Below are 25745 nucleotides of genomic sequence, written 5' to 3'. Positions count from 1 at the left end.
GTCGCGCCCACCCTCCGCGCGGGCCTTAACAGTGAATCGAGGCGAAAGCAGGGCGTGTTACTGGCAGGTCTTCAACAATTTCAGGGAATCCAGGAGATGTCGTCGGGGTCGCCGCCGATGAGGGTCTGCCGCGTGTCCTGTGAGCTGGGTCGCATGCTCTGCAACGCTAGCGATTGTTGAACGATCCGTCAACCCGGTTGCTCGATTGTTCAACGATCCTCTATTCTGTGGCGCACCACACCGTTCTCGGAAAGGTGCCAGCGATGACCGCGTCCACCCTCAGCCACCGCGACGTCGAGTTCCTGAAAGCGGTTGCCGACGGCCGCGTGGAACTGACCGCGAGCAGCGAGCCGCACGTGTACGTCGACGGACTCTCCTGCTGCGACCAGTTCGGCGCGCGACTGCTGATCCACGCCGGCCTGGTCCGCCGCGTCCCCGGCACCGGTGCCCGCATCCCCGCCAAACTCACCGACGCCGGCCGCGACGCGATTCGTTAGGCTGCCACCCGCCGCGTCCATTGTGGACGGCTGCGGTACAGCACGGCCACGAACGCGGGCACGCCGATGATCGACGTGACCACGCCGACCGGCACCTCCTGCGGATCGAGCATCGTGCGCGCCAGCGTGTCCACCCACACCAGGAACACCGCGCCGGCCACGGCGGTGACCGGCAGCAGGCGTCCGTGGCCAGGGCCGACCAGCGCACGGGCCGCGTGCGGGAGCACCAGCCCGACGAACCCGACCGCCCCGCAGGCGCTCACCAGCGCGGCCGTCAGCAGCGCGGTGACGCACATCAGCACGATCCGGGTTCGCGTCAGCGCGACCCCGAGCGCCGCGGCGAGGTCCTGGCCGTAGGCGAGCACGTCGAGCGTGCGGGCGTGGCCGAAGCACACCAGCAGCGCGACGACCAGCACCGCCGCACACACGCCGACCTCGGACCACGACGCGCTGCTGAACGAACCGAGCAGCCAGAACAACACGCCCCGCGTCGTTTCCGCGTCCCCGGCCGTCAGCACGACGAACGACGTCAGCGCGGAGAACAGCTGCATCGCCGCGACCCCGGACAGCACCACGCGCTCGGTGGTGCCGCCCAGCGTCTGGCTGAGCAACAGCACGAGCCCGAACGACAGCACCGCCCCGGCGAACGCCCCCGCCGACAACGACACCACTCCCCCGCCGACCCCGAGCACCACGACCAGCACGGCGCCGGTCGACGCGCCCGAGGACACCCCGAGCACGAACGGGTCGGCGAGCGGGTTGCGCAGCAGCGACTGCATGACCGCCCCGCACACCGCCAAACCCGCGCCGCACACGGCGGCCAGCAGGGCGCGCGGGATCCGCAGGTGCCACACGATCCCGTCGCGGACCGGCGAGAGCACCGGCTCGCCGAAGCCGAGGTGGGCCAGGACGGTGGCATACACGTCGCCCACACCGATCCCGGCCGGGCCGATCGTCACCGCGACGGCCACCGACACCACGAGCAGCGCGAGACCCCCGGCGCACAGCGGCAGGACGCGCGCGGTGCGCATCACCTGGCAAACCCGAACCCGCGCAGCGCCGCGGCGACCTGCTCGGCGCCGTCCACGGTGCGCAGCGTCGGGTTCATCGCCTGCCCGGACAACAGCACGTACCGCTTGTTCCGCACCGCGGCCAGGTCGCGGGTCACCGGGTGCGACTCCAGGAACGCGATCTTGGCAGCGGCGTTCTCCGCGGTCTGCGAACGGCGGGTGAGGTCGCCGAGGACGATCACGTCCGGGTCGCGTTCGGCGACCGTCTCCCAGTTGATCTGCGGCCACTCCTCGCGCGTGTCGTCGAAGACGTTGCGGGCGCCCACGGTCGTCGTGATGATGCCGGGCGCGCCGCAGCAACCCGCCAGGTAGGGGGCTTCGGAGTTGGCGAACCAGAACATCAGCCGGGCGTTCGCACCGGCGCCCGCGACCGCCCGCATCCGTTCCTGCAGGCTGGTGACCAGCTGTTCGCCGCGGTCCTCGACGCCGAAGATCCGCGCGAGGTCCCGGATCTCGGTGTAGACGGCGTCCATGGTCAGCGTTTCGGTGCGCGTGCCGTCGCCGCCGCCGCTGGTGTCCTTGGCGCATTCGGTCGGCGACAGGTAGGCGGGCACCCCGAGTTGCTCGAACTGCTCGCGGGTCGCGACGCCGCCCTTGCCGAGGATGGCGCCGAACGAGGCGGCGACGAAGTCCGGCTCGGCGGCGAGCACGGTCTCGAACGACGGGTAGTTCTCGGCGAGCCGGGGCACCTTGGCGTTGTCCGCGGCCAGGTGCGGCAGCACGGGATCGGTCCAGGTGGCGGTGCCTGCCATGCGGTCCGCGAGGCCGAGGGACAGCATGATCTCCGCCGCGCCCTGGTTGAGCGCGACCGCCCGCCGCGGCGGTTCCGGCACGCGGACCTGGTGGCCGCAGTTGTCCACGACCACCGCCGCGGTGGCCCCGGAGGGGGTGGCGCTCGCGCACCCGGTCAGCGCCAGCACGGCGGCGAGCAGTGGGAAGGTCATCGATCGGCGCACAGCGGCCCCTAGCGTCGAGGGCTCATGCGCGGAGCCCGGTCCGGCGGTCTCCCCCGTGGCGGGGGTGCCAGCAGGTCTTCGGACTCGGGGTCGTCCGGGCGGAACGCCTTCCCGGACCGCGTGGTCCAGTGGCCGTTGTCCCGCCCGTCGCCGCTCACCGCTGCGCGTCAGTTCCGGATTCGCACCGGATTCCCTGGCCCCTCGCGGGGCACGACTGGCGCGCTCACGCTAGCACGACGACCTCGTCCCCGGCCCCGACCGTGCCCGGTTCCACAGTGGACCCGTAGACGCCGAGGCACATGTCGTGCTCGCGGGCGATGCGGCGCAGGACGGCCGGGTCGCGCCGGCCGGTGCGCGGATCGACGTTGACGACCACGCAGCGCCGGTCGCGGCGGTCGACCCGGATGCGGGTGGTGCCGATGCGGAGCGTGCGGCCGATCCAGTCCTCCTCGGGCACGTCGGTGTCGATCAGGAGGTTGGGGCGGAAGCGCAGCGGCTCGGCACCGGCGCTGCGGGTGGTGATCAGGGACAACGGCGCGCTGTCGAACGTGCCGCGGTCGAGTTTCTGGACGCGCGCGGCGCCCAGTTCCGCGGCGAGCGCGGGATCGGTGACGTCGTGCAGCCTGCCGTCCGGGGTGCGAACCTGGGACTCGCCGACGACCTGGTGGCGGACGAGGTCGTTGCGCCTGCGGATGGTGAGCCAGGGGAAGCCGTTCGACTCCTGGCCCGGCCGGACGAACGCCCAGCGCCGGTCACCGTCGAGGCCGTGCCAGGAGACGGCGGCCTCGTCCAGTGCTTGCGCGGCCATGGACTTGACGGGGTAGCGGAAGATCGCGGCGAGGTGTCCGACGAGCATCTGCGCCTCCTCGGGTGAGAAGGCGCCCTTGCTGCGGGAGACGGTGCCGAGCGTGGCGGGCCGGGCCCGTCGCAGCGCCTCTCGGCACCGCCCGCGAAGGTAGCACTTCTAGCTCCAGGCCTGCCAGGCCAGCGTGACGGCCAGGCCCATGCCCGCCAGCGCGATCGCGACCCGGAGCGGGGCCGCGGGCAGGCGGCGGACCACCGCGGGTCCCACGAAGGAGCCGGCGACCAGACCGAGGCACAGGGCCGCCGCCGCGGGCCAGAGCACCGAGCCGGTGAACGCGAACACCACGGCGGCCACCAGGTTGGCCGCGCCGGTCACGATGTTCTTCGCCGCGTTCGTCCTGGCCAGCGGCTGCGCCCAGGCGGCGGACAGCAGCGCGAGCATGATCACCCCGGCCGCCGCGCCGAAGTAGCCGCCGTAGATCGCGACCAGGAACGCGCCCGTCGCGGTGCCCGCGGTCAGCCCGCCGTCGCCGCGGCCGGCGCGTTCGGCCAGCCGCGGGGAGAACAGCAGCAGGATCGACGCGCCGCCGATCAGGAACGGGACGATGTAGGCGAACGTGCCTTCCGGGGTGAGCAGCAGCAACGCGCTGCCGGCCGCGCCGCCGACCGCCGTGATCGCGCACAGCCGCAGCAACCGGGCGCGCTGCCCGCGCAACTCGGGTCGCGAACCGGCCGCCGAGCCGACCGTGTTGCCCATCAACGCGACGGTGTTGGTCACGTTCGCGGTGACCGGCGGCACCCCGATCGCCAGCAGCGCCGGGTAGGACACCAGCGAGGCGAGCCCGGCGATCGAACCGGTCAGACCCGCCCCGACACCGGCCACCACGAGGAACAGCAGTTGCCACGGGCCGAGGGTGAGCAGCGGATCAGCGGGCACGTTGCCCCAATTTACCGCAGGAGCAATCGTTTTCCGGGCCCGCGAGACGAACCCCACTCCTCCACTGTGGAGTCAGCGTGCGGTGTCCAGAAGGGATTCCTCCGCCGTCACGGCCGGCGCGCGGTGACCAGCCAGGTGGCCGCGCCGAGCAGCACACCGTCGGGCGTCTCGTGCGGGACGAGCGCCTCGGTCAGCGCGGCGACCGCCCGCTCGACCGTCTCCGCCGGGTAGCGCCCGAAGATCGTCCGCAGCATCGCGCCGCGGCGCAGGAAATCGGCCGCCGCCGCGGCATCGGCGCCGAGCCGGACCGGCGCCCGGACGTCGTCCACGGCGATGCCGGTCAGCCCCGCGCCGGTGAGCAGCTCGCGCAGGTAGCCCGGCTGGGCGAACGAGAACGGGCCGGGGCCGGGCGGGACGGCATCGGCGGTGTCGACGTGCGGGGCGATCGCGTCCAGCGCCAGCACGCGGTGCTCGTTCTCGCGCAGGTCCTGCCAGCACAGGAACGCCAGCCGCCCGCCCGGCCGCAGCGCCCGCGTGACGTTGGTGAAGGCGGCGAGCGGGTCGTCGAAGAACATCACCCCGAACCGGCTGAGCGCGAGGTCGAACGAGCCGGCGCCGAAGTCGTGGACCTGCACGTCAGCCTGCTCGAACCGCACCCCGTCGACCCCGGCGGCGCGCTCCCGCGCCACGGCGAGCATCGGGCCGGACAGGTCCGCGCCGAGGACGGCCGCGCCCCGCCCGGCCGCGAGCAGCGTGGTGGTGCCGCACCCGCAGCCGATGTCGAGGACCCGCTCGCCCGGCTCGATCCGGGCGGCGTCGAGGAGGTGCGGGGTCAGGTGCGCGAGCATCGCGTCGTAGTGCTCGGCGTGGTCGGCCCAGTAGCGGCCGGTGTCGCCGTTCCAGTCGCGTGCCTCGTCCTCGTTGGCCATGCCGTCACGTTAGCCCGGGCGGCCTCGTCCGGTGGGTGAGATGAAAGGAGGCGTGTCAGGTGAACGTCGTGTTGTGGATCTGCCAGGGGCTGCTCGCGGCGCTGTTCCTGGTGTCCGGATCGCTCAAGTCCACCCAGTCGAAGCAGCGGATGCTCGACACCGGCCAGACCGGGGTGGTGTTCTTCCCGCTGCCCGTCATCCGGGCGGTCGCCGCCGCGGAGCTGGCCGCGGTGCTCGGGCTGGTCCTGCCCGGGGCGACCGGCATCGCGCCCGTGCTCACGCCGGCAGCCGCGATCGGGCTCGCCGTCGTGATGACCGGGGCGGCGATCAGCCACGCGAAGCTGGGCGAGTACCGCACGAGCGCGGTCAACCTGCTGGTGCTGGCGGTCTGCGTGTTCGTGGCGGTGGGGCGGCTGGCGGGCTAGGTAACCTGCCCGTATGGCCTACTCGCGCCCCGCCGCGCCGGACGATCTGCGTCCGCTCGAGGTGTTCGGCAACTCGGCGCGCTTCCTCCACGGCGAGGACCACTTCGGCACGCCCGGGTCGGCCCGCGGCTGGCTGGCCGAGCACCAACTGGGCGAGCTGACCCTGGACGAGCGGGATCTGGCGCGGCTGGTCCGGTTCCGCGAGACGCTGCGCGACCACCTGGACGGCGCGGACGTCGCCGCCGAGCTGAACGACTTCGCAGCCTCGACCGTCGCCGGGCCGCGCTGGCCGGGTCCCGCGCTGGCCCCGGCGGGCGAGGGCGTCGACGGCCTCATCGCGCGGCTGCTCGACGTGCTGTTCCGCGCCGAGGTGACCGGCCGCGCGCGGCGGCTGAAGCCGTGCCGCGCGCCGGAGTGCCGGTGGCTGTTCTACGACCGCTCCCCGGCCGGCAACAGCGTCTGGTGCAGCATGGACATCTGCGGGGCGCGGCACAAGATGCGGGCCTACCGGTCCCGCGCCTGATCAGCCCAGCCGCAGCCGCTCCCCCAGCTTCGCGATGTAGGCCGCGACCTGGTCGGCGTCCCGGTCCGGCAGCCCGAACAGCACCTCGGTGACCCCGAGCGACCGCCAGTGCGCGAGCACCTCCGCGTCGGGCCGCCCGGCGAGCGCGACCACCCGCGGCTCGCCCACCCGGCCCGCGTCCTGCCAGATCTTGCGCAGCAGCCGCACCTTGTCGTCCAGCTCGTGGTCCCGGGGCGTGGTCAGCCAGCCGTCGGCGGAGCGCGCGATCCAGGCGAACGTCCGCTCGGTACCGCCCGCGCCGATCACCACCGGCACCTCCCCGGCCGGTTTCGGCCACGCCCAGGACGGGCCGAACCGGACGTGCGCGCCCTCGTAGGCGGCCTCCTCGTCGGTCCACAGCGCCCGCATCGCCTCCAGGTACTCGCGCACCACCGCGCGCCGCTGCCCGGCCGGGACGCCGTGGTCGGTCAGCTCGTCGACGTTCCACCCGAACCCGGCGCCGAGCACGACCCGGCCGCCGGACAGGTGGTCGAGCGAGGCGATCGTCTTGGCCAGGGTGATCGGGTCGTGCTCGGCGGGCAGCGCGACCGCGGTCGACAGAGTGATCCGCGTCGTCACCGAGGCCGCCGTGGCGAGGGCGACCCACGGGTCCAGGGTGCGCAGGTACCGGTCGTCGGGCAGCTCGGCGGTGCCGGTGCCCGGGTGCGCCGCCTCCCGCCGGACCGGGATGTGCGTGTGCTCCGGCACCGCGAACGAGTCGAACCCGGCGTCCTCGGCCGCCTTCGCCGCCGCGGCGGGCGTGATCCCGCGGTCACTGGTGAACAACACGACCCCGAACCGCACGACAGCCTCCCGTCCCCGACGACTAGAACACGTTCTAGTAAAGCACGGCATAGACTCGCGGGACGAGGAAGGGGAAGCGGATGGGGATTGTGACACCCGGGTTCCAGGGCCGGGCGCGGTCGGCGGACGAGAAGCTGCCGCCGGGGCAGTACCTGGTGGAGGACTTCCCCGTCCTCTCCGCCGGGCCGACGCCCCGGGTGCGGCTGGAGAACTGGCGCTTCACGGTCACCACCGAGACCGGGCAGAAGCACGAGTGGACGTGGGCGGACCTCAAGGCGCTGCCGTCGGAGACGCCGACGGTGGACATCCACTGCGTGACGCGGTGGTCGAAGTTCGGCACCAGCTGGCGCGGCGTCTCGCTGGACACCCTGCTGGCGGACGTGGACACGGCCGCCGACTACGTGATGGCCGAATCCCACGGCGGGTACACGACGAACCTGCCGCTGGAGGACCTGCTCGACGGCCAGGCGTGGATCGCCTACGAGTTCGAGGGCGAGGACCTGCCGGCCGAGCACGGCGGCCCGGCCCGGCTGCTGGTGCCGCACCTGTACTTCTGGAAGTCGGCGAAGTGGGTCAAGGGCCTGCGGCTGATGCTGGACGACGACCTGGGGTTCTGGGAGGCCGCGGGCTACCACAGCTACGGCGACCCGTGGCGCGAGCAGCGCTACCAGGGGGACTGACGTGGTCCAGGGCAAGCTGGCGTGGCGGGTGGGACGGCTCGCCGAGGTGCGCGACGAGACGCCCACCGCGCGCACCCTCGTGCTGGACGTGCCCGGCTGGCCGGGGCACCTGGCCGGGCAGCACGTCGACGTCCGGCTCACCGCCGAGGACGGCTACAGCACCACACGCACGTACTCGATCGCCGCGCCGGCCGACGGCGAGCGCGTCGAGATCACCGTGCAGCGGGTGCCCGGTGGCGAGGTGTCGCCGTTCCTGACCGAGGTGTTCGCGCCCGGCGACCGCGTCGAGCTGCGCGGCCCGGTGGGCGGGTGGTTCGTGTGGCGGCCGGCGTCACCCGATCCGGTGCTACTGGTCGCGGGCGGCGCCGGGATCGTGCCGCTGATGGCGATGGTCCGGGCTCGGCGCCAGGCAGGCAGCAGGGCGCCGTTCAAGCTGCTGTACTCGGTGCGCACCCCGGAGGACGTGTACTACGCCGGCGAGCTGCGCCGCCCCGAGGCGGGGCTGGACGTCACGTTCGTCTACTCGCGCAAGGGCCCGGCGGACTGGCCGGGCGAGCCGCACCGGATCGGGGTGGCCGACGTCAACACCGCCGGCTGGCCCGCGGAGTTCGCGCCGCAGTGCTTCGTCTGCGGGCCCACCGGGTTCGTCGAGGCGGTGGCCAACGTGCTCGTCGCGCTCGGCCACGATCCGCGGCGCGTCAAGACCGAACGCTTCGGGCCCAGCGGGAGCTGACATGAGCGAGCCCTTCGAAGACGGCAACGTCCTGGCCGGCCCGGCCGGCGAGATCTTCGCCGTGGACATCACCGCCGCCACGACCCGCTGCGTGGCCTGCGGCCGCGTCGACGCGGTCGCGTCGCTGCGCGTCTACCGGCACGCGCCGGGCCTGGTGGCCCGTTGCGCCGGCTGCGACGCGGTGGTGCTGAAGCTGGTGCGCGGCCCGGACGCGGCGTGGCTGGACCTCACCGGGACGTCCAGCCTGCGGGTGCCGCTGCCCGGAGCCTGATGGGCGCGTGTGCCGGGAGTCGCGGCCGGCTCCCGGCGCACGCTCGCGACCACCGTCAGGACAGCAGCGGCCTGCCCAGCGGCGGGAAGGGTTTGCGGGCTCCCATCGCGGTGAGCCCGACGTTGACGAAGGCGTAGAACCCCAGCGCGGCGAACGCCAGGACCACGTACCCGGAGAACTTGAACAGGGACGCGTCGCCCACGTGCAGCGCCGTCGCGCCCAGTGCCAGCGCGGCCACCACGAGCCCGACGATCAGCGGGTAGACCGCAGGCAACCGCAGGCACGGCACGAGGAGGAACACGAACAGGCAGGCCCAGCAGATGAAGAACATCTCCTGCGTCTGGACCGCCACCTCGGGCCGCAGCCCGAACCAGTTGTGCGTCAGGCCGAGCAGCAACCCGCCCAGGCTCAGCCAGAACCCGCCGAACGTGCCGGTGATGCCCGCGACCATCGTCTGCCCCAGCAGCACCGCCCACACCGTTGAGATGATCAGCCCGACGCCGGTCGCGAAGAGCACGATGGGCACCACCGCGCCGAGCGCGGCCAGCGGGAGCATCACCCCGGTCAGCGCGATGCCCAGTGCCAGGGACCCGACCGCGAAGATCGGCAGGGCCAGGATCAGCGGATCTCCGCCCGCGCCGACCACGACGCTCGCCGGGTGACCGGGAGCTTCGACGATCGCCCGCAGGTCCTGGACGTGGGGAACGGATTCCGGATGGACGTTGGTGCTGTGCGTTGTCTCTGACATGACGTTCCACCTCACGGGCACGGGATCAACCCACCGACGGGCCCATCCCGAGCGACTGCGGCGTAGAGGAATCGGGCGAGGGCTGGTGCAGCCCCTCGTCCAGCGGACCGAACTCGGTCATCAGCGCGGGGCTGCCGCCCCACGGGGTCTGCTCCTCGGCGACCAGCGAGTTGGTCGTGAGCAGCAGCCCGGCCACCGAGGCGCCGTTCTGCAGCGCCGAGCGGCACACCCGCAGGGGATCGATGATCCCCATCTCGATCATGTTGCCGTAGCGGTCGAGCAACGCGTCGAAACCCTCGTCCTGGCCGAGGTCGCGCGTGCGCGCCACCACCTCGTCGGCCGGGTAGCCGGCGTTGGCCGCGATCAGCCGCGCCGGTTCGGCCAGCGCCCGCCGCACGATCTCCGCCCCGGTGGCGTAGTCACCGGCCAGGCCGGTGTCGGCCAGCACCTTCTCGGCGTGCAGCAACGCCGCCCCGCCACCGGCGACGATGCCCTCCGCCATCGCCGCCCTGGTCGCGGACAACGCGTCCTCGACCCGGTGCTGCAACTCCTTCAGCTCGGCCGGAGTGGCCGCGCCGACGTGGATCATCGCGACCTTCCCGGTCAGCGCGCCGATGCGTTCGGTCAGGACGTCCTCGTCCACCCCGAACTGGGCGCGCTCCAGCTCCGCCCGCAGCTGGGTGACGCGGAACTCGACGTCGTCGGCGGACCCCGCCCCGCCGACGATGGTGGTCTTGTTCTCGGTCACCCGCACCTGCCGGGCCCGCCCGAGGTGCTCCAGCGTCATCGTCTCCAGCGTGAACCCGGACTGCCTGGACAGCACCGCGCCCCCGACGACCGCGGCGAGGTCCTCCAGCTTGTGCAGCCGCCGGTCGCCGAAGCCGGGCGCCCGGATCGCGCACGCCTGGAAGGTGCCGTTGACGTGGTTGTGCACGAGCATGCTCAGCGCGGTGCCCTCGACCGTCTCGGCGATCACCACCAGGGGCCGCGGCGCGCGCATCACCTTGTCCAGCAACGGCATCAGCTGCTGCACCTTGGTGATCTTCTCGCTGCACATGAGGATGTAGGGCTCGTCGAGCACCGCCTCCAGCCGCCCGGGGTCGGTGACCAGGTACGGCGAGAGGTAGCCGTTGTCGAACTCGAACCCCTCCACGAAGTCGACGGTCATCCCGATCCGCGGGGCCTCCTCGACGGTGACCACGCCGGTGTCGCCGACGGTGTGCAGCGCCTTCGCGATGACCGCGCCGACCGCGTCGTCGTCGTTGGCCGAGATGGCCGCGACCCGGGCGTAGTCGTGCTCGGTGACCACCGGGTGCGCGACCTTCTCCAGGTGCTCGACGAGACGGCCGACGGCGTGGTCGATGCCGCGCTTGACCAGCACCGGGTTGCCGCCGCGCGCGATCGCCGCCATGCCCTCCCGCACGATGGCCTGGGCGAGCACCGTCGCCGTGGTGGTCCCGTCGCCGACCACGTCGTTGGTCTTGATCGCGGCTTCCTTGACCAGCTGCGCGCCCATGTTCTCGAACTGGTTCTTCAGGTGGATCTCCCGGGCGATGGTGACGCCGTCGTTGGTGACCACCGGCGAACCGGTGATCTTCTCGATGATCACGTTGCGCCCCTTGGGGCCCAGCGTCGACTTCACCGCCTCGGCCAGCTTGTCCACACCGGACAGCAGCAGGTCCCGGGCGTCCGCGCCGAACCGCAGTTCCTTCGCCATCGTTTCGTCACTCCTCCGCTGCGAGTGGTCAGGGGGTGAGGATCGCCCGGCCCCGCACGCGGCCGGCGTCCAGATCGGCCAGCGCGTCGAGTGCCGCGTCCAGCGGGTACTTCTTCGTGTGCAGCGTGACCTTCCCGGCCTGCGCCAGCACCATCAGCTCCACCAGGTCGTTGTAGGTGCCGACCAGGTTGCCGATCACGTTGCGCTCGGTGGAGATGATGTCGATCGTCGGGATGTCGATGTTGCTGCCGTAGCCGATGACGAAGTGCGAGCCGTTGCGCCGGGTCATCGCGAAGGCGTCCTGCTGGGCGCCCTGCTCGGCGACGAAGTCGAGCACGACCTCGGCGCCGTTGCCGCCGGTCAGGTCCAGCACCGCGTCGACCTGCTTGCCGTCGGCCTGCACCGTGTGGTCCGCGCCGAGCTCGGCCGCGAGCTCGAGCGCTTCGGCGTTGCGGTCGACGACCACCACGGTGGCCGCGGTCAGCGCGCGCAGCGACTGGATGCCGATGTGCCCCAGCCCGCCGGCGCCGTTGACGACGCACACCGTGCCCGGGTACAGCTGCGGCACCGCCTTGCGCACCGCGTGGTAGGCGGTTATGCCGGCGTCCGCGAGCGCCGCGACGTCCGCGGGCTGCGTGCTGGGGTCGAGCTTGATGCACGCACGGGCGGAGGTGAGCAGGTACTCGGCCATCCCGCCGTCGGAGTCGATGCCGGGGAAGACCGAGTTCTCGCAGTGCATGTCGTTGCCCGCGCGGCAGGCGTGGCACAGCCCGCAGGTCGGCGTCGGGTGCAGGATCACCGTGTCGCCGACCGCCACGTTGGTCACGCCCGGCCCGATCTCGTGCACCCAGCCCGCGTTCTCGTGCCCGATCGTGTAGGGCAGCGTGACACCGGACTTCTCCGCCCACTGCTCCTCGATGATGTGCAGATCGGTCCGGCACACGCCCGCGCCACCGATCTTCACCACGACGTCGAAGGGCTCCTTGGCCTGCGGCTCCGGAACGTCCTCGATCACCGGCTGCTGGTGGTAGGCGTGCAGCCGCACCGCTTTCATCGTGCGCCCTCCTGTTCTCCGATGTGCGGGTACCGCACGCGCAGCATGTCCCGGCAGACCCCGGAGTTGGCCTCCTGGCCGGCCCGCGTCAGCCGCGCGAATCCCAGGTGCCGCGCCGCGTCCGACGGTGGCACCGCCTCGCCGGTCTCCGGGTCGACAAGCAGCGGGTCACCGTCCCCGCACGGCAGCCCGAGTTCCCGGCGCCTGGCCCGGAGCCGTTCCCGGTCCTGGCTCGCGGGCACCTCGCCCAGCGTCATCCGTGCCAGCCGGTCACCGTCCACTCCGGACTTCATCAGCGCCCGGCAGACCCGGTCGGTGCCGGCCAGCACCGCCTTGCGGACGAACGTGGCCCGCAGCTCGTCCAGCTCGTTCACCGCCTCGCCCGCGAAGGAGGCGACGAACCCCGCCCGCGCCGCGACGCCCCGGTTGATCGCCTCGGCCGCGAAGTGGTCGACCAGGCGCACCTCGACGCTCCGGACGCCGGGCACCGCGGACACGGCGTCGTAGGCGTCGGCGACCATCAGGAACGCGAAGTTCGGCGCGCAGAAGTAGGTCGGCAACCGCAGCTCCACCGCCGCCCGGCCGCCGTCCACCTCGCACCGCGCGACGAACCCGAGATCGGTGAGCGGCTCGTCCAGCTCGGGATCGCGGACCGTGCCGAGCGCGTGCCACACCGCGGCGTGGCACGCGCGGACCTCCTCGATGGCGGTCACGGGTTCGGCACGCCGACGGGCTCGACCACCTTCGGCGCCTCGAGCCGGAGCTCCGCTGGCACGTCGATGTCGTAGAGCCGGGCGGCGTTCAGTCCGAGGATCTTCTTCTTCTGCTCCACCGTCAGCGGCGCGAAGTCGGACAGCTCCTCGTCGGCGGGCATCTGCCAGTCGACGAAGCCTTCGACCTGCCACTTCGGCTCCCAGATCGCGTAGTCGGCGCCGAAGATCAGCTTGTCCTCGCCGAGCCAGAACATCAGCTCGCCCATCACCTTCGCGAAGAACTTCGGCCGGGCGTGCATGAGCCCGCCGACGACGACCGCGAGGCCGGCGTAGACGTTGCGCTCCTGCGTCGCCATGAAGCAGAAGTCCTCGATGCGCGGGAGACCGACGTGCTCGACGATGAAGTTGAGCCCCTGGAAGCTGGTCGATGCGCGGTCCACATCGGACATGTCGAACGCGTCCTTGTCCAGCGGCCAGATCGTCGGGCCCTTGTGCACGTGGATGTTCTTGACGCCCAGCTCCTCGCACTTCTCCAGGTAGCGGAACGCCTCCGGGTCCTTCAGGCTCCAGCCGCGGGAGTCGCCCAGCCACTCGGCGGTGTAGAGCTTGACGCCCTTGCAGCCGTAGCGCTTGACGCGTTCCTCGAAAGCCTTCATGCCCGCGTCGCCCTCCCGCGGGTCGAAGTAGGTGTTGACGAGGAACTTGCCAGGGTGCTTCTCGGCCAGCGCCGCGTCGACTTCGGTCGTGTTGAAGCCGTTCTTGTACCACTGGCGCAGGTTCGTCGGCTGGAAGATCGCGACGTCGACGTGCCCGGCCTCGAACAGGTCGTGCATCATCAGTTCCTCGGAGTACTTCTGGAACCGGTCGATCGGCCAGTGCGTGTCCGCCGGGCCGAGGCCCTGGTAGGCGTGGAAGCATTCGATCCAGCCCTTGGCGTACTCCTCCTGCCCCTCGACCCAGTTCTCCGGGCTGGCGTCCCAGAAGTGGGTGTGCCCGTCGACCACGAAGTACTTCTCGCCGTCCTTTTCGTACATTCTCCTGCCCTCACTCCGTTGTGGTGGTCGGCGTCAGCGGATCGGTTTGAGGTCGAAGTCGAGGTACTCGGCCGCGTCCTCGGGGTTGGCGAACATGATCGTGCGGTCGTCCAGGTGCACCATCCGGCCATAGTGGGTGGACATGCTCTCCTCGAACTCGGCGGAGTTGAACCAGCCCTCCTCCTCGCCGGCGGCCTCGTCGATCTCGCTGTAGACCACGTCCATCCGGTTGCGGGCGTCCACGCGGATCATCGACGGCAGGTGGGTGATCTGCACGTTGTCCTTGGCGCCCATCACCTCGGCCACGATCACGCCGACCTGGTTGTTCATCAAGGTGAAGCCGCACATGTTGGACGCGGTGTTGTCGGACTTGAACGGGCTCTCGGCGCGCACTTGGGTAGTCACTGGGCCAGCTCCTTCGGTGCTTGCAGACGCAGGTCGGACAGGATGCCGCTGAAGCGGCTCTTCACGCGGTCGAGTCCGTCCTCGAAGCGGGACGGTTTGGCGTCGGGCTGCGACCAGAGCGGCTGCAGCGTCCTGGCGGCGCTGATGCAGCGGGGCACCCAGGTGCTCAGCCAGTCCTGCATGATCTTCGTGTTGTGCTCGGCGAACTCGCGATCGTTCACGAGCAGCTCGAACATGGCGCGCGTGTAGCGCAGGTCGCGTTCGGCGTAGTCGTACTCCTCGGCCCCGATGAGGGTCGGGGTCACGAAGTCGCCGTTGGCCGGCGCCGCCTGCTGCACGAGGTTGCTGCGGAACAGCTCCCCGACCAGCGGCTCGAACACGACGTTGGCCGCGAAGACGGCCTCGCACCAGTCGTCGATCGCGGTCAGCTGCTCGGCGACCTCGCGGACACCCTGCCAGGCCGGGTCGTCGTTCCACGTCGCCAGGTGCGCGGTGCCGTCGAAGCCCTCGATCTCCTCGGTGAGGGTGAGGTTGTACAGCGCCAGGTCCTGGGCGGCCCGGATCTTGTGCATGCTGTTGACCGAGATCGCGTTGTTGTGCATGTTCGTCGGGGCGCGCCGGTTGGCGTTGGCGAACAGGTACAGGCCCAGCCCGTGGTCGACGTGCATCCACGCCCCGACGTGCTGCGCCACGAACTGGGTCCAGTTGCGGTTCCACTGGTCGAAGGCGTTCGACTGGCGGGCCGCCTCGACGTTCTGGTTGAGCTGGCGCACCACGTTGGCGTTGTAGCGGTAGAGCGTGAGCTCCCACTCCTCGTTCGGGTCGCGGAACTCGTGCCAGCCCAGCGCGGGCCAGTCGTAGCCCTTGCCGCCCGAGCCCGGCCCGCGTTCCGGCACCGGCCGGTCCGAGCCCCACGCCTTGAGCGCGGTCCATTCGAGCGGGTAGCCGCCGCGCCCGTCGGCGAAGGCGTACAACCAGCCCTGGGACAGGTAGTGCCGCGGGTCGGGCTGCACCTCGACGGTGACGTCCTCGTAGTGGCTCTGCTTGCGCTTGGCCGGGTTGAAGTAGTTGAACCGGCGCGCCCCGGAGTCCGGGAAGACCTTGGCGCCCGCTTCGGCGTCGGTGAAGACGGGCTTGGGCACGCTGCGTTCCTGCGTCGCTGTCATGGGCTTGTTCCTTCACTCGTCGCCGGTGGTGGTGAACTTGTCGTAGAAGATCCGCCGGTCCGCGACCCCGAGCGCGGGCAGCAGTTCCAGGGCCGCCTCGACCATCGGCGGCGGCCCGCACACGTAGGCGTCGGCGCCGGCGAGGTCCGTCTCGTGGCGGCGCACGACGTCGGTGATCAGCCCGGTCTCGCCGTCCCAGTCGTCGTCGCCGGGCTCGGACAGCGCGGGCACGTAGGTGAACGCGGGCAGGGCCTGCTCCAGCCCGTGGAGCTCCGCCTCGAAGCAGAGGTCCTGCTTGCGGCGGGCGCCGTAGTAGAACGTGGTCCGGCGCGCGGCCACCTCGCCGCCGCGGGCGGCCATCGACCGCAGCAACGACAGGATCGGCGCCATGCCCGCCCCGCCGCCGACGAACACCAGTGGCGCGCCGGGCGCGTCCCGCAGGGTGAACACCCCGAACGGCCCGGTCACCTCCAGCCGGTCACCGACCGCGACACCGGAGTCCAGGAACTGCGAGAACAGGCCGCCGGGGTAGATCTTGACCACGAACTCGAGGTGCCCGTCGGTCGGCAGGCCGGCCATGGAGAACGAGCGCGTCTCGTCCGTGCCGGGCACCGCGAAGTCCAGGTACTGGCCGGGGAAGTACTTCAGCGCGGCCGGTTCGACCAGCTTCAGCACGAGGTGGCGCATGTCGTGCGTGACCGGCTCGTTGGCCACGACCTCGGCCACCGCGGTCTGGATCGGCAGTCCGGAGTGGATCATCTCCTCGTCGTAGTTGAGCAGTTCGATGGTCAGGTCCTCGTACGCGTGCGCCCGGCACAGCAGCGTGAACCCTTCCTCCTTCTCGAAATCCGGCAGCGCGAACGTGGAGTACCTTTCGAGCTCCACGTCGTCGCCCTCGAGGATGAACGACTTGCACGAGGCGCACTGCCCCTCCTTGCAGCCGTGCATGAGCATCACGCCCTGCTCGGCGGCGGCCCGGAGGACGGTCTGGTCCTCGTCGACCTCGATCTCGATCCCCACCGGCTCGAAGCGCACCACGTGCTTGTCGCCCATCGACACCCCTTCGTGTCCCGGCGCGCGGGCCCCGGTTCGCCCGGGGCCCGCGGTGCGATCAGTTCGCCGGAGCCGGCCGCCCGGCCGGTCCCTGGCGGTTGTAGTCGGCGATGAAGGCCGACCGCTCGTCGTCGGTCATCTGGTTGAGCAGCACGTTGGGGCTCTGCACCTCCGGCATGCGCCGCAGGTGGTCCAGCGTCCACATCTTCTTCGGGTCGAGGTTCAGGTGCGGCTGCGCGACCATCGTCTTGCCGTCGTCGCGCACGAAACCCATGTCGGAAACGACGTCGGCCCAGTTCCAGCCGTGGTAGAGGGTCTCCCACTCGCGGGAGCCGACCAGCTGGCCCATGTTCGGCGTCTGCCTGCCCTGGTAGACCGGGCGGAACGCTTCCGCGTCGGTCCAGCGGCACGGCTCCGAGCAGTAGGTGCGCCACTGCCCGTCGACCTTGTCGATCACGGTGTCCTCGCGGATGAGGCACGGCACCATGCAGGTCCAGCACCGGTGCGGGTACACGTAGTCGACGTCCTCGGCGACGATCGGGTGGTGCCCGTTCGGCACGGACAGCCGGTTGTAGTTCTCCCACCACTTCCCGTACTTGTCGTACCAGCCGGGGTACTTGTGCTCGAACCACTCGAAGTCCTCGTCGGTCATCGGGTCGATGCGCCAGTAGTTGGCGAGCCACCCGGTGGCGAAGAACTGCGCGACCTCGTGCACGTAGCCCTTGTTCCAGATGCGGTTCCAGGCCTCCTCGATCAGGTCGTGCGGGATGACCAGGCCGTACTTCTCCAGCGGCACGAGGTAGCTGCGGTAGTAGTCGTCGTAGATCCAGCGGCGCCACATCTCGGCGTAGGACTCGCGGTCCTTGCGGCGGTCCTTGGTGCCGTACTCGATGAACGTGCCGATCGCGGCGTCGACCACGGCGTGGTTGTTCCACCACGCGTAGCGCAGGTCGCGTTCGAGCAGCTGGTGGTTGCTTTCGTCGGACAGCGCCATCAGCAGCGTGGCGTAACCGTTGCTGATGTGCCGGGACTCGTCGGACTGCACCGAGTGGAAGACCGTCGGCAGCAGGTAGTCGCCGTTCGCCGCGGCCTCCGCCGGCATGGCCACGAACAGCGTGTTGGTGAACGCGGTCTCGGCGACGATCGTCAGGTAGATGCTCGCCGCGGTGATGGCGTCACCGGTGATGAAGCCTTCCGCGAACTGGCGGCCGATGGTGCCGCAGTAGTCGTTCTGGAAGTTGCGCAGGCTCGAGTTGAAGCCGGCCGGGTCGATGTAGTTGTTCATGTAGAGGCGCTTGAGGTTCTGCTGGATCGTCGAGTGCCGGACCTCGTCGATCATCTGGATCGCCTGGCCGTTGTGCAGCTCGGGGTTCGGCACGGTGCGGAACAGCAGCGGCATCGCGCGCGCCGCCGAGATCTCCGGCAGCGGGATGATGCTCAGGAACAACTTCTGCCACTCCAGCCAGCGCTCCTGGACCTGGCGGAACATGTTGCCGCGGATCGCGCCGTCCTCGGCGCCGTACACGCGGTGGTCCTTCTCCTCCTGCATCGGGAAATAGGACCGCAGGACCTGCTTGAGCGGATCCTTCTTCTTCGCCTTGCGGAACGTGTAGTCCGTCCCGTACTGCGATACCGGCTCGTGGTAGGCCGGTTCCCAGGACAGTTCCTGGATCTTCTGATGGGCTCTCGCCACACTTTGGCGGCTCATGATCACTCCTAGGTGGGCACAAGTCCTACACCGTCTATTGGAGGCCGCGCACCGGCGCGTGCGGGTCTCAATATGAGACAGGCGGTTCAGGTTCGCCGAACACGGATCGGCGCAGCTCGGCGAGGTGGTCGTGCACCGCGGTCTTCTGCCGGGCGTCGCCCTCCGCTTCCGGCGTGATACCGAGGGCGCGCAACAGTTCCGCCGCCGGATCGCCGGGGTGCCCGTCCCCGAAGGTGGGGTGCAGGCCCTGGTCGACGAGGTGGTGGAACACGACGTTCACGACCGTCCACGGGTTGTACGTTTCCTCGGGCATGGACCCATCCCACGCCTGCCCCGGACGGGGGCGTGTCTCAATTTGAGACGCGGTGCGACCGCCGTGGAGGGTTACCTTGTGACCCGGGACACAACGGCGGTGTTCGACTACCCTGTTCGGGGCAGCGGCAGGAGGTCAGGGTGGACCACGACCGGGGCAGCGCGGTGCTCGACGACGTCACGCTGGCGCGCACCCGTTTGCGTTTCCTCACCGCCGAGGCGGTCGAGCCCGGGCAGGTCCGCGAAGCGATCCTCGCGTCCTGGTGGCGCTCCCGCGAGTTCCAGGTGCCCGCCGACCGCATCGACCTGCCCTACACCGGCGACCAGGACCTGGACACCCCGCTGATCCGCGGCGCGCAACCGGTGCTCGAACGGCTCGGCGACCAGCTCGAGGGGCAGCCGATCAGCATGATCCTCACCGACCAGTCCGGGGTCGTGCTCACGCAGCGCACCGGCGACCACGACCTGCACCGGCACCTGCAGCGCGTGGAGCTGGCGCCCGGGTTCAGCTACGGCGAGAGGTTCGTCGGCACCAACGGGATCGGCACCGCGCTCGCCGACGGGCGGCCGACGCAGGTGTTCGGGCACGAGCACTACGCGGAGAACCTGGAGAACCTGGCGTGCGCCGGCGTGCCGATCCAGCACCCGATCTCCGGCAAGACGATCGGCGCCGTCGACCTGACCTGCTGGCGCAAGGACGCAGGCGGGCTGCTCGTCGCGCTCGCCAGGTCGACCGCCGAGCAGATCCGGCAGGCGCTGCTCACCCACAGCACCATGCGCGAACTGGTGCTGTTCCAGACCTACCTGCAGGCCTGCCGTCGCACCACCGGGATCGTGATCGCGTTCAACGACGACGTGGTGATGATGAACGACGCCGCCCGCCAGCTCCTCGACCCGGCCGACCAGTCGCTCGTGCTCGGGCACGCCAAGCAGGCGCTGTCCGCGGCCCGGCGCGCCACCGAGACGATCGTGTTGTCCAGCGGCGGCAAGGTGCGCATGTACTGCCGTCGCGTGGCGGGCGAGCGGACCGGCGAGATCGCCGGCGGCGTGCTGTCGGTGCAGCTCGTCGACACCGACGACGGGGGCGCGGGCGTCACGCTGCCCGCCGTGCCGATGTTCCTGCCCGGCGTGGCCGGGTCGGCGCCGACGTGGTCGCGCAGCTGCCACGCCGTCGACAGCAGCTTCACCAGCGGCGAGTGGCTGGTGCTGGCCGGCGAGCCGGGGGTCGGGAAGCACACGCTGGCGCAGGGCGTGCACCGGCGGCGCAACCCGGCCGGGCGGCTGCACACGCTCGACGCGGCAGAGGCGGGACCGGACTGGGCCGCGGACGTGCGGCACGAGCTGCTCGACGACCCGGTGGACACGCTGGTGATCCGGCACGCCGACCGGCTGGGCGACGAGGACCTGCGTGCGCTGGTCGCCGCGCTGCGGCAGGTGCCGCGGCCGGACGGGCCGTGGGTGGCGCTGACGCTGACGCCGGAGGCCGAGAGCAGCCCGCGGCTGGCGGAGCTGCTCGCGTTCTTCCCGCGGACGGTCGGGGTGCCGTCGCTGCGGCGGCACGTGGAGGACCTGGCCGAGCTGGTGCCGCTGTTCCTCAGCAAGCTGTCACACGGCGGTCAGGTCACGTGCTCACCGGAGGCGATGCACCTGCTGATGCGGGCGTCCTGGCCGGGCAACACGGCGCAGCTGCACCAGGTGCTGCGGGAGATCACCCAGCGGCGCCGCACGGGCACCATCCGCCCGACCGACCTGCCGGCCGAGTACCACACCATCGCGCGCCGCCCACTGAACCGTTTCGAGGCGGTGGAGCGCGACGCGATCGTGCGCAGCCTGGAGGACGCGGGCGGCAACAAGGCCCGCGCGGCACAACTGCTGGGCATCTCCCGCGCGACGATCTACCGCAAGATCCACGAGTACGGAATCGTCACGCCGGTCCACTGACGCGAGTCCCACGCTCACCGCCGCGAGTCCCACGTTCAGCACGCCGAGTTCCACGTTCAGCGTCGTGAGTTCTGCATTCAGCGGGGAGCGTTCGCGGTAAGGAACGTGGACTTTCGCGCGGGAAGGCGGGACTCGCGAGCGGCACCTCGCGCGCGCGAGCGCGCGACTTGCGCCGGGGGAACGCGGACTCGCGGGCGCGAGCGGACACCTGCGGACTCAGCTGGTGGTGCGCAGGGAGCGGGCCCACTCGGCGAGGTCGGTGACCGTCCAATCCGGATTCGGGTGGGCGGGCAGCGGACGGCGGCCGTCGCGGGTGACGAAGGCCGTGCGCATTCCCGCGGCTTGCGCGCCGGCGATGTCCCAGTCGTGCGCGGCGATCATCACCGGCGGCTCGCCGGCGTGTTCGACCAGCGCGTAGGCCGCCGGGGACGGCTTGAGCGCGCCCGCCGACTCGGCCGAGTAGATCGCGTCGAAACCGAGGTCCCCGAGTTGCGCCTCGATCACCGCCTGCGGCGAGTTCCCCAGCGCCACCAGCCGGTGCCCCTGGTCGCGCAGCTCGGCCAGCGCGGGCTCCACATCCGGGTGCGGCGGCAGGGATCGCAGCGTCGCCGCGAGCCGTGGCACGTCCGCCTCGGGGGCGACGGTCCGGGCGCACGCGCCGGCGAGCTGCGCGAAGTCCTGGTACCGGCCACTCGCGGTGACCACCAGCGCGGTGTGGATGAGCAGGTCGAACCACCGCGTGCGGACCTCCGCGCCGCCGAGGACGTCGTCCAGCGGCGCGAGGTCGAGCAGGGTTTCGTTGATGTCGAAGACCATGAGCATGCCGGGCAAGGTACTATCATCTTCGTACCTACGACAAGGGGACGCGATGGACCTCGATCTCGGCACCGTGCTGTCGGCGCTCGCCGACCCGCACCGGCGCGGGGTGGTCGTCGACCTGCTGGACCGGCCGGACGGCGAGCACGCGTGCGCCTCGTTCGACCTGCCGGTCGCCAAGTCGACCCGCACCCACCACTGGCGCGTGCTGCGGCAGGCCGGGCTCATCCACCAGCGGGACGCCGGCAACGGCAGTTTCGTGCGGCTGCGCCGGGACGAGGTCAGCGCGCGGTTCCCCGGCCTCCTGGACTCCATCCGGCAGGCCCACCACGACGAAAGGCGATCCGAGTGACCTCCTCCACCGCCGACCTGGTCGACGAGCACGGCGACAAGCTCCGGGTGTGCGACACGCAGTTCCGCCAGTTCGGCGGGCAGCGGGTGTTCTCCGGCCGGGTCCGGACCGTCTCGTGCTACCAGGACAACGGCCTGGTCAAGCAGGTGCTCGCGACACCGGGCGAGGGCGCGGTGCTGGTGGTCGACGGGCGCGGCTCGCTGCACACCGCGCTCACCGGCGACCTCATCGCAGGCTCGGCGGTGGAGAACGGCTGGGCCGGCCTGGTGATCAACGGGGCGGTGCGGGACAGCGCGGTGCTCGCCGGCCTGCCCATCGGCATCAAGGCGCTGGGCACCAACCCGCGCAAGAGCAGCAAGGCGGGCAACGGCGCGGTCGACGTGCCGGTCGGCTTCGGCGGGATCACCTTCCACCCCGGCGACATGCTCTACGCCGACGACGACGGCATCGTGCTGCTGGAGAGCTGAGCGAGGGGCGGGCCCAACCGGCCCGCCCCGGACTCAACGACCTGCGGAAACCAGCGCCCGCTCGGTGAGCACCCGCGCCAGGTGCTGCCGGTACTCGGCCGTCGCGTGGGCCTCGTCGGCCGGGGAGGTGCCCTCCGCGGCCAGCGCGGCGGCCTCGGCGGCCGAAGCGCCGTCGGCCAGTGCCGCCTCGGTCGCCGAAGCACGCAGCGGGGTGCCGCCCATGTTGATCAAGGACACGGCGCTCCCGGCGACGACGACCCCGACGATCGCCCAGTCGATCGACCGCCGCGTGAACTTCTCGAACCCCCACCCGGCGCCGCCCTGCGCCGGGATCCGCACCTCGGTCAGCAGCTCCTCCGGCGCGAGCGGCGTCTCGAACGGCCCCTGGAAGAACTCGGCCGCCGGAATCCGCCGCTCGCCGTCCGGGCCGCGCGCGACCAGGACCCCGTCCACGGCGAGGACCGCCGCGGGCAGGTCGGCGGCCGGGTCGGCGTGGACCAGCGAGCCGCCGATCGTGCCGCGGTGGCGCACCTGCTGGTCCCCCACCTCGCCCGCGACGTGCGCGAGCAGCGGCGCGTGCTCGGCCAGCACCGGGTCGCGGTGCAGGTCGTGGTAGCGCGACATGGCGCCGATCGCGATCTCGCCGCCCTCGGCCCGCACGTACCGCAGCTCGTCGAGCGGGCCGATGTCGATGACCACCTCGGGCGCGGCGAAGCGCAGTTTCATCAGCGGCAGCAGGGACTGCCCGCCCGCCAGCAGCTTGGCGTCGTCACCGTGCTCGGCGACCGCGGCCAGCGCCTCGTCCACAGAGGACACCCGCCGGTAGGTGAACTGGGCCGGGATCACCGCTGGACCTCCTGCCCGGACGCGTTCATCACCGCGTTGACGATGTTGTGGTAACCCGTGCAGCGGCACAGGTTCCCCTCCAGCCCCGCGCGCACCTCCTGGCGCGTCGGCTTCGGGTTGTGGTCCAGCAGCGATACCGACGCCATGATCATCCCGGGCGTGCAGAACCCGCACTGCAGGCCGTGCTCCTCGCGGAACGCGCGCTGCACCGGGTGCAGGTCGCCGTCCTCGCCGTGCAGGCCTTCCAGCGTGGTGACCGAGTGCCCGTCGGCCTGCGCGGCCAGGACAGTGCACGACTTCACGGACTCACCGTCGAGCAGCACCGTGCACGCGCCGCAGGACGTGGTGTCGCAGCCGATGTTCGTCGCCGTCAGCCCGGCCTGCTCCCGCACGAAGTGGACCAGCAGGGTGCGGTCCTCGACCTCCTCGGAGACCGTCGTGCCGTTGATCTCGATCGAGACCTTCACTTCAGTTCGCCTTCCTCGCGTCGGTGAGAGCCTGCCAGACCCGCAGCGGGGTGGTGGGCATGTCGAGATGACGCACGCCCAGGTGGGACAGCGCGTCGACGACCGCGTTGTGCACCGCGGGGGTCGAGCCGATGGTCGCCGCCTCGCCGATCCCCTTGACGCCAAGCAGGTTCCGCGTCGTCGGGGTCTCGGAGTCGACCAGCTCGAAGTCGGGCAGCTCGGTCGCCGTGATGAACGAGTAGTCCGCCAGGGTTGCTGTGGTCGGGTTGCCGTCGGCGTCGTAGTTCATGACCTCCAGCAGCGCCTGTGCCGCGCCCTGGCCGAGCCCGCCGTGCCGCTGGCCCTGGAAGGCGAGCGGGTTGACGATCGGGCCCGCGTCGTCGCACGCGATGATCCGCTTCAGCTCGACCTTCCCGGTGAGCGTGTCGACCTCGACGACGGCGAGGTGCGCGCCGAACGGGAACGTCGGGGTGCCGTCGCCGAACCACACGTCCGCGGTCAGCTCGGCCTGTTCGGCCAGCTGCGCCCAGGTCACCGAGCCGCTGGCGGGCGCGCCCCGCACCTGGAACGCCCCCTCGGACAGTTCGACGTCGTCCGGGGACGCCTCCAGCCGGTCCGCGGCCAGCGCGCGGGCCTGCTCGATGACCTGGTCGGCGGCCTGGCGCAGGGCGGAACCGCCCAGCTGCAGCGATCGCGACCCGAACGTGCCGATCGCCTTGGGCACCTCGTCGGTGTCGCCGTGCCGGATGGTGATCTTGTCCATCGGGACGCCGAGCTGGTCGGACAGCAGCATGGTCAGCGTGGTGTCCAGGCCCTGGCCGTGCGGCGAGGACCCGGTGTAGGCGGTGACGGAGCCGTCCAGGTTGATCAGCAGTCGCCCGCTCTCGCCGCCCGAGTCGCCGCCGGTGATCTCGACGTAGGCGGCGATGCCGAGCCCGAGCGCCACCGGGTCGCCAGCCTCGCGGCGGCGCGCCTGCTCGGCGCGCAGGTCGGCGTACCCGCCGGCCTCCAGGACCTTGTCCAGCGCCTTGGCGTACTCGCCGGTGTCGTAGGTGGCGCCGGTCGGCGAGGAGTACGGGAACTCCTCCGGCCGGATGAAGTTGACCCGCCGGACCTCGGCCGGGTCCATGCCGATCTCGGTGGCGAACAGGTCCATCGCGCGCTCGATCGCGGCGGTCGCCTCGGGACGGCCCGCGCCCCGGTAGGCCGCGATCGGCGTCGTGTTGGTGACCACGGCCCGGCTGCTCGTCTCCACCTTCGGGAAGTGGTAGACGCCGGTGCCCATCAGCTCGGTGAGCGTCGGCAGGAACATCGTGCGCGGGTAGGCGCCCGCGTCCTGCACGACCTCCAGCCGGAACGCGAGCACCGTGCCGTCGCGGCGGCCGCCGATGGTGACGGTGTTCTGCTGCGCGCGGCCGTGCGTCATCGACACCAGGTTCTCGCTGCGGGTCTCCACCCAGCGGACCGGCCGCCCGGACCGTTTCGACGCCCAGCCGAGCACGACCGCCTCCGGGTCGGAGCCGATCTTCGCGCCGAACCCGCCGCCGACGTCCGGCGTGATGACGCGGACGTCCTTCGACTCGACGCCGAGCCCCTTCGCCACGGTGGACCGCGAGATCTGCGCGTTCTGCGTGGACAGCCACAGCGTCAGGCGGCCGTCCTCGCCCCACGCGCAGGCCGCGCCGCGCACCTCCAGCGGCGCCGGGGCGACGCGCTGGTTCAGGATCGTCTGCGTGACCACGACCTCGCAGTCGTCGAAAGCCTTGTCGTCGAACTCGCCGCCGGTGGTCTGCAGCACGTTCGTGCCCTGGTCCTCGAACAGCACAGTCTCGTCGCTGAGCGCGCTGTCGATGCTCGCGACCACGTCCAGCGGGTCGTAGTCGATGTCCACGAGTTCGGCGGCGTCCGCGAGCTGGTAGCGCTCCTCGGTGAGCACGAGCGCGACGGGCTCACCGACGTAGCGGACCACGCCGTCGGCGAGCCACGGTTCGACGACCGGGCCCGCCTTGTGCGGGGCGAGATCGATGTCGGCGGCCGTGTAGACCGCGACGACGCCGGGCGCCTCCAGCGCGGCCGACGTGTCGATCGAGGCGATGCGGGCGTGCGCGATCGGGCTGCGCACGAACATCGCGTGCACCGCGCCGGTCAGCGCCTCCACCCGTAGATCCTCGACGTAGGTCCCGCCCTGCGTGATCAGCTGCTGGTCCTCGATGCGGACCACCCTGGTGCCGACGATGCTCAAAACTGGCCTCCCACTACGGATACTTCGCGATCATGC

The 25745-nt window shown here is 71.3% G+C and carries 29 protein-coding genes and 2 riboswitches; of the genes, 9 read left to right on the top strand and 20 right to left on the bottom strand.

Features of this window, described 5'->3' with window-relative positions; genetic code table 11:
* Positions 1 to 263 precede the first annotated feature (263 nt).
* Positions 264 to 497: a hypothetical protein gene (locus AMYTH_RS0143140; protein ID WP_027935461.1), complete on the top strand. Its 234-nt coding sequence runs from the start codon at positions 264 to 266 to the stop codon at positions 495 to 497.
* On the opposite strand, the gene AMYTH_RS0143135 is transcribed toward AMYTH_RS0143140, so the two are convergent.
* The 5 genes from AMYTH_RS0143135 to AMYTH_RS0143115 form a co-directional block, all read right to left on the bottom strand.
* Positions 494 to 1531 (bottom strand): iron chelate uptake ABC transporter family permease subunit, encoded by a 1038-nt coding sequence (locus AMYTH_RS0143135; protein ID WP_027935460.1) that lies wholly within the window; start codon positions 1529 to 1531, stop codon positions 494 to 496. The genes AMYTH_RS0143140 and AMYTH_RS0143135 overlap by 4 nt on opposite strands.
* On the bottom strand, positions 1528 to 2511 hold the full coding sequence (locus AMYTH_RS0143130) for an ABC transporter substrate-binding protein (RefSeq protein WP_037323131.1): 984 nt from the start codon (positions 2509 to 2511) through the stop codon (positions 1528 to 1530). Before AMYTH_RS0143130 ends, AMYTH_RS0143135 begins: the two co-directional genes overlap by 4 nt.
* A gap of 64 nt (positions 2512 to 2575) precedes the next feature.
* A riboswitch (cobalamin riboswitch) is annotated at positions 2576 to 2757 on the bottom strand.
* Positions 2747 to 3379 carry an MOSC domain-containing protein gene (locus AMYTH_RS0143125; protein WP_027935458.1) on the bottom strand — a complete coding sequence of 211 codons (633 nt, stop codon included), beginning with the start codon at positions 3377 to 3379 and terminating at the stop codon, positions 2747 to 2749. It overlaps the preceding riboswitch by 11 nt.
* A 13-nt stretch (positions 3380 to 3392) precedes the next feature.
* Positions 3393 to 3468, bottom strand: a riboswitch (S-adenosyl-L-homocysteine riboswitch).
* 19 nt (positions 3469 to 3487) lie between these two features.
* Positions 3488 to 4264 carry a sulfite exporter TauE/SafE family protein gene (locus AMYTH_RS0143120; RefSeq protein WP_027935457.1) on the bottom strand — a complete coding sequence of 259 codons (777 nt, stop codon included), beginning with the start codon at positions 4262 to 4264 and terminating at the stop codon, positions 3488 to 3490.
* 107 nt (positions 4265 to 4371) lie between these two features.
* Positions 4372 to 5193, bottom strand: coding sequence for a class I SAM-dependent methyltransferase (locus AMYTH_RS0143115; RefSeq protein WP_027935456.1), 822 nt, complete (start codon positions 5191 to 5193; stop codon positions 4372 to 4374).
* 59 nt (positions 5194 to 5252) lie between these two features.
* Here AMYTH_RS0143115 and AMYTH_RS0143110 point away from each other — a divergent pair, with 59 nt between their 5' ends.
* Complete coding sequence (locus AMYTH_RS0143110; protein ID WP_027935455.1) at positions 5253 to 5618, top strand: DoxX family protein; 366 nt, start codon at positions 5253 to 5255, stop codon at positions 5616 to 5618.
* 13 nt (positions 5619 to 5631) lie between these two features.
* Positions 5632 to 6141, top strand: coding sequence for a CGNR zinc finger domain-containing protein (locus tag AMYTH_RS0143105; RefSeq protein ID WP_027935454.1), 510 nt, complete (start codon positions 5632 to 5634; stop codon positions 6139 to 6141).
* On the opposite strand, the gene AMYTH_RS0143100 is transcribed toward AMYTH_RS0143105, so the two are convergent.
* Positions 6142 to 6984 carry an LLM class F420-dependent oxidoreductase gene (locus AMYTH_RS0143100; RefSeq protein ID WP_027935453.1) on the bottom strand — a complete coding sequence of 281 codons (843 nt, stop codon included), beginning with the start codon at positions 6982 to 6984 and terminating at the stop codon, positions 6142 to 6144.
* A gap of 80 nt (positions 6985 to 7064) precedes the next feature.
* On the opposite strand from AMYTH_RS0143100, the gene AMYTH_RS0143095 reads away from it, so the two are divergent.
* From AMYTH_RS0143095 to AMYTH_RS0143085, 3 genes are read left to right on the top strand one after another with little or no spacing between them, the layout of a single operon-like run.
* Positions 7065 to 7664: a sulfite oxidase-like oxidoreductase gene (locus tag AMYTH_RS0143095; protein ID WP_027935452.1), complete on the top strand. Its 600-nt coding sequence runs from the start codon at positions 7065 to 7067 to the stop codon at positions 7662 to 7664.
* 1 nt (position 7665) lies between these two features.
* On the top strand, positions 7666 to 8397 hold the full coding sequence (locus AMYTH_RS0143090) for a ferredoxin reductase (RefSeq protein WP_027935451.1): 732 nt from the start codon (positions 7666 to 7668) through the stop codon (positions 8395 to 8397).
* Position 8398: 1 nt separating this feature from the next.
* Entirely contained in the window at positions 8399 to 8668 is a 270-nt protein-coding gene (locus AMYTH_RS0143085; RefSeq protein WP_017983242.1) for a DUF6510 family protein, read from the top strand.
* 55 nt (positions 8669 to 8723) lie between these two features.
* Here AMYTH_RS0143085 and AMYTH_RS0143080 read toward each other — a convergent pair whose 3' ends face one another.
* The 10 genes from AMYTH_RS0143080 to AMYTH_RS0143035 form a co-directional block, all read right to left on the bottom strand.
* Positions 8724 to 9416, bottom strand: a complete 693-nt coding sequence (locus AMYTH_RS0143080) for a GPR1/FUN34/YaaH family transporter (protein ID WP_228685228.1) — start codon at positions 9414 to 9416, stop codon at positions 8724 to 8726.
* A 25-nt stretch (positions 9417 to 9441) separates the two neighbouring features.
* Positions 9442 to 11133, bottom strand: coding sequence for a chaperonin GroEL (groL, locus tag AMYTH_RS0143075; RefSeq protein ID WP_027935449.1), 1692 nt, complete (start codon positions 11131 to 11133; stop codon positions 9442 to 9444).
* A 28-nt stretch (positions 11134 to 11161) separates the two neighbouring features.
* Positions 11162 to 12187: an NAD(P)-dependent alcohol dehydrogenase gene (locus AMYTH_RS0143070; RefSeq protein WP_027935448.1), complete on the bottom strand. Its 1026-nt coding sequence runs from the start codon at positions 12185 to 12187 to the stop codon at positions 11162 to 11164.
* Positions 12184 to 12900, bottom strand: a complete 717-nt coding sequence (locus tag AMYTH_RS0143065; RefSeq protein ID WP_027935447.1) for a metal-sulfur cluster assembly factor — start codon at positions 12898 to 12900, stop codon at positions 12184 to 12186. The genes AMYTH_RS0143070 and AMYTH_RS0143065 overlap by 4 nt, the downstream gene beginning before the upstream one ends.
* On the bottom strand, positions 12897 to 13934 hold the full coding sequence (locus AMYTH_RS0143060) for an amidohydrolase family protein (RefSeq protein ID WP_027935446.1): 1038 nt from the start codon (positions 13932 to 13934) through the stop codon (positions 12897 to 12899). The genes AMYTH_RS0143065 and AMYTH_RS0143060 overlap by 4 nt, the downstream gene beginning before the upstream one ends.
* Before the next feature lie 33 nt (positions 13935 to 13967).
* Positions 13968 to 14327 carry a propane 2-monooxygenase effector subunit MimD gene (mimD, locus tag AMYTH_RS0143055; RefSeq protein ID WP_027935445.1) on the bottom strand — a complete coding sequence of 120 codons (360 nt, stop codon included), beginning with the start codon at positions 14325 to 14327 and terminating at the stop codon, positions 13968 to 13970.
* Between the two features lie 8 nt (positions 14328 to 14335).
* Positions 14336 to 15505, bottom strand: a complete 1170-nt coding sequence (locus AMYTH_RS0143050; protein WP_027935444.1) for a ferritin family protein — start codon at positions 15503 to 15505, stop codon at positions 14336 to 14338.
* Between the two features lie 12 nt (positions 15506 to 15517).
* Entirely contained in the window at positions 15518 to 16558 is a 1041-nt protein-coding gene (locus tag AMYTH_RS0143045) for an NADH:ubiquinone reductase (Na(+)-transporting) subunit F (RefSeq protein ID WP_027935443.1), read from the bottom strand.
* Positions 16559 to 16616: 58 nt separating this feature from the next.
* Positions 16617 to 18266 (bottom strand): ferritin family protein, encoded by a 1650-nt coding sequence (locus AMYTH_RS0143040; RefSeq protein WP_123685807.1) that lies wholly within the window; start codon positions 18264 to 18266, stop codon positions 16617 to 16619.
* 67 nt (positions 18267 to 18333) lie between these two features.
* Positions 18334 to 18579 (bottom strand): hypothetical protein, encoded by a 246-nt coding sequence (locus tag AMYTH_RS0143035; protein ID WP_027935441.1) that lies wholly within the window; start codon positions 18577 to 18579, stop codon positions 18334 to 18336.
* Between the two features lie 140 nt (positions 18580 to 18719).
* On the opposite strand from AMYTH_RS0143035, the gene AMYTH_RS0143030 reads away from it, so the two are divergent.
* Positions 18720 to 20519, top strand: a complete 1800-nt coding sequence (locus AMYTH_RS0143030) for a sigma-54-dependent Fis family transcriptional regulator (RefSeq protein WP_027935440.1) — start codon at positions 18720 to 18722, stop codon at positions 20517 to 20519.
* Between the two features lie 216 nt (positions 20520 to 20735).
* Here AMYTH_RS0143030 and AMYTH_RS0143025 read toward each other — a convergent pair whose 3' ends face one another.
* Complete coding sequence (locus AMYTH_RS0143025) at positions 20736 to 21341, bottom strand: HAD family hydrolase (RefSeq protein ID WP_027935439.1); 606 nt, start codon at positions 21339 to 21341, stop codon at positions 20736 to 20738.
* Positions 21342 to 21387: 46 nt separating this feature from the next.
* Between AMYTH_RS0143025 and AMYTH_RS0143020 the strand changes: the two genes are divergently transcribed.
* Positions 21388 to 21687 carry an ArsR/SmtB family transcription factor gene (locus AMYTH_RS0143020; protein WP_027935438.1) on the top strand — a complete coding sequence of 100 codons (300 nt, stop codon included), beginning with the start codon at positions 21388 to 21390 and terminating at the stop codon, positions 21685 to 21687.
* Positions 21684 to 22154 (top strand): ribonuclease E activity regulator RraA, encoded by a 471-nt coding sequence (gene rraA / locus AMYTH_RS0143015; RefSeq protein WP_027935437.1) that lies wholly within the window; start codon positions 21684 to 21686, stop codon positions 22152 to 22154. Before AMYTH_RS0143020 ends, rraA begins: the two co-directional genes overlap by 4 nt.
* Positions 22155 to 22187: 33 nt before the next feature.
* Here the strand turns inward: rraA and AMYTH_RS0143010 are convergent, their stop codons facing one another.
* The 3 genes from AMYTH_RS0143010 to AMYTH_RS0143000 are packed head-to-tail and all read right to left on the bottom strand — an operon-like array spanning position 22188 to position 25709.
* Positions 22188 to 23000: an FAD binding domain-containing protein gene (locus tag AMYTH_RS0143010; protein ID WP_027935436.1), complete on the bottom strand. Its 813-nt coding sequence runs from the start codon at positions 22998 to 23000 to the stop codon at positions 22188 to 22190.
* Positions 22997 to 23467, bottom strand: coding sequence for a (2Fe-2S)-binding protein (locus tag AMYTH_RS0143005; RefSeq protein ID WP_017983258.1), 471 nt, complete (start codon positions 23465 to 23467; stop codon positions 22997 to 22999). Before AMYTH_RS0143005 ends, AMYTH_RS0143010 begins: the two co-directional genes overlap by 4 nt.
* A gap of 1 nt (position 23468) precedes the next feature.
* Complete coding sequence (locus AMYTH_RS0143000; protein WP_027935435.1) at positions 23469 to 25709, bottom strand: xanthine dehydrogenase family protein molybdopterin-binding subunit; 2241 nt, start codon at positions 25707 to 25709, stop codon at positions 23469 to 23471.
* Positions 25710 to 25745 lie beyond the last annotated feature (36 nt).

The sequence above is a fragment of the Amycolatopsis thermoflava N1165 genome, from assembly GCF_000473265.1.
GTDB classification, from domain to species: Bacteria; Actinomycetota; Actinomycetes; order Mycobacteriales; family Pseudonocardiaceae; genus Amycolatopsis_E; species Amycolatopsis_E thermoflava.
This window is presented reverse-complemented; position numbering and strand designations above follow the sequence as displayed.